This is a genomic window from Acinetobacter sp. ACNIH3 (assembly GCF_002918965.1).
Taxonomy (GTDB): domain Bacteria; phylum Pseudomonadota; class Gammaproteobacteria; order Pseudomonadales; family Moraxellaceae; genus Acinetobacter; species Acinetobacter schindleri.
Genome location: NZ_PQLP01000124.1, coordinates 1 through 1339 on the forward strand (window position 1 = coordinate 1; position 1339 = coordinate 1339).

2 protein-coding genes are annotated in these 1339 nt (G+C 39.7%); one reads left to right on the forward strand and one right to left on the reverse strand.

Features of this window, described 5'->3' with window-relative positions:
* Positions 1-847 (reverse strand): RNA-guided endonuclease InsQ/TnpB family protein (locus C3420_RS16990; RefSeq protein WP_103857261.1); only part of this gene is annotated, 847 nt, incomplete at its 3' end.
* A gap of 20 nt (positions 848-867) precedes the next feature.
* Here C3420_RS16990 and tnpA point away from each other — a divergent pair.
* Positions 868-1281, forward strand: a complete 414-nt coding sequence (gene tnpA / locus C3420_RS16995; RefSeq protein ID WP_004889908.1) for an IS200/IS605 family transposase — start codon at positions 868-870, stop codon at positions 1279-1281.
* Positions 1282-1339 lie beyond the last annotated feature (58 nt).

Sequence of the window (1339 nt, forward strand, 5' to 3'; positions counted from 1 at the left end):
CCCCTGCGTTCTCGCATTTATACTTGAGCAATGTTTTTAGTGCCGAAAACCCTGTATCTAAAACAGACTTTGCCATTTTAGTTTTGACTAGTTTCCTGGCACTTAAGTCACCCACAACAATTAGTGCATTGTTTTTTACAAGCATGGTGCTTGCTTTGTGCAAATGATCTTTACGACAATTTGCAATCTTAGCGTGTAATGCACGAACACGCTTTTTATTCCTTGATCGTTGAGCAATCCCTAATTTCTGTTCGTACTTCCGATAGAATTTAGGGTTTGTGATTACTGCGCCATCAGAGCAGGTGGCAATATCTTTTAAACCTAAATCAATGCCTATGGCTTTGGTTGCTATTGGTTTTTCTTGTTTAGGTGATTCAACCACGAGGCACACATACCAGCGCCCACGACTATCTTCAACAAATGAGCCAGTTTTAACCTTGTATTTGCCTATACCATAACTGTCCCATAAGTTGAATTTAGTTTTCCCGTACTCAACCCAGCCATCGGCATACTTGAATCCTGATTTTTTAAATGGTATCCAACCCAAAGATCGTCTTGCTGATTTTTTGTTGCTTACACGCCATTTCAGCTTTGCTTTTTTAAATTGCTTTCTTCGGGTAATAAGTTCTTCTGTAATGGCTTGAACAGTTTGACTATGCAGGTTGCATTCCTTAGAAGTACCTTTGGTGTATTCTGCAATATCGTATGCCGATAGAAATTCACCCTTACGCTTGAGATGTTTAAATCCTAAATCATTCACATAATTCCAAACAAAATTCACCTCAGATGCCAATTGGTCTAGCACCTTGCAATGTTTGTTTCTTATACGTAATTTAAGTGTTTTCATCATTAGAATATATTTAGTCTATGAACAATAGTCAAGAAATTAGAACAGGCCGTCACTGTGTCTTTAATATGCACATTCACTTGGTATTTGTAGCGAAATATCGTAGAGATGTTTTCACCAATGCCATGCTTGAAACGATGCGTGAAGTATTTGAACGTGTCTGCTTAGACTTTGAAGCTGAATTGATAGAATTTGACGGTGAACATGATCATGTACATTTGCTCGTCAATTATCCACCTAAAGTCGCCATTTCTAGTTTAGTGAATAGCTTAAAAGGTGCGTCTAGTCGCATTCTACGCACTAAGCATCCTGAAATTAAGAGCAAATTATGGGGCAATGCCCTGTGGTCCCCAAGTTACTTCGCTGCGTCATGCGGAGGTGCGCCAATCGGAATTATTAAACACTATATTCAGCAACAGCAAACACCGCATTAATGGCTTACGCCAGTCGCTTATATCCTCGGGCTGAACCCCGAAGTTTTACGCTCCAACG

What these genes read in the sequence shown, in the direction of transcription:
- tnpA (WP_004889908.1), top strand. Translation starts at nt 868, where the DNA reads ATGAACAATAGTCAAGAAATTAGAACAGGCCGTCACTGTGTCTTTAAT.